This window comes from Mesorhizobium sp. M1E.F.Ca.ET.041.01.1.1, from assembly GCF_003997355.1.
Taxonomy (GTDB): Bacteria; Pseudomonadota; Alphaproteobacteria; order Rhizobiales; family Rhizobiaceae; genus Mesorhizobium.
The window spans coordinates 1-1,124 of record NZ_RZSL01001063.1 but is presented as its reverse complement, the minus strand read 5'-3'; the positions used below and the strand labels follow the sequence as shown (position 1 = coordinate 1,124).

1 protein-coding gene is annotated in these 1,124 nt (G+C 65.6%); it reads left to right on the top strand.

Features of this window, described 5'->3' with window-relative positions; all coding sequences use genetic code 11:
• Positions 1-239 precede the first annotated feature (239 nt).
• Positions 240-1,007 carry a FadR/GntR family transcriptional regulator gene (locus EOA38_RS37355; protein WP_126092990.1) on the top strand — a complete coding sequence of 256 codons (768 nt, stop codon included), beginning with the start codon at positions 240-242 and terminating at the stop codon, positions 1,005-1,007.
• Positions 1,008-1,124: the final 117 nt, after the last annotated feature.

Below are 1,124 nucleotides of genomic sequence, written 5' to 3'. Positions count from 1 at the left end.
GTCGATGATCCGGTCTTCACCGGCCTCGACGAATGCACCAAGGACACCGTCGACACCTGCATCCAGAAGTAGACTTCGATAGGTGGGGCGCCCCTCGTGGGCGCCCTTCACCCTTTTCCGCTCGGATCATGAACGCGGCCTTTGCCTCCGGCAACAGGCGAGAGGCTTCATGCGCCCGAAATTTCTTAGCGGATGATTGCGGGCGACTTCTGCCCGCGACGGGAGGCACCGGAACGCGGATGCCACGGGAAAAGTCAGGGAAGCGCTTGGCCGAGCCAGTCCAGCCGGCCACGGTTCGTAAGCTCGAGGCGACGCGGATCGCCGGTCTCAGCGTGCATGCCTCGCTGGCCGGCGAGATTGGTCTCAGGATCGTGCGCGGCGACTATCCACCCGGCACCATCCTGCCCAATGAAGCCAAATGGTCGCAAACCTTCAACGTCAGCCGCTCGGCGGTGCGCGAAGCCATCAAGATGCTGATGGCCAAGAGCCTTCTGGCGTCGCGGCCGAAGATCGGCAGCTGGGTCGAACCACGAGAGCGCTGGAACCTGCTCGACCGGGACGTGCTCGCCTGGTACGCGACCTCGCCCGACCGCGAGGTGTTCCTGAGGACGGTGCAGGAGTTCCGCCACATCATCGAACCCGAGGCGGCCGCCTTTGCGGCGGTGCGGCGCTCCGACGAGCAGATGGTCGAGATCAGCCAGGCTTGCCGCGAGATGGGGGAGGCGATGCATATCCAGGAGCGCACGCGCGCCGATACGCGGTTTCACCTCGCCATACTGCGCGCCTCCGGCAATGAGCTGCTGGTGCCCCTTGGCGTGCTGATCGAGTCGGCGCTCGACCATCTCTTCGTCTTCGTCACGCGCGAGCACAGCGACCAGCGGCGGGCCCAGTCCCTGCACGAGGCGATCGAGCGGAACATCCGCCTGCAGCGCCCGGCCGCCGCGAGAAGTGCCGTGCACAAGCTGCTCGCCAACACGGACGAGGTGATCGGGCGGTCGCGGCGCTGAGAGGGAGTGCTCGCGCCGGTGACTGTCAGATCTTCTGCTTCACGCCATCCTTCGACGGCATCAGGTCGACGCCGTTGAGCTTGCCGACATGCGTGGCCAGCATCGGCACATATTGGT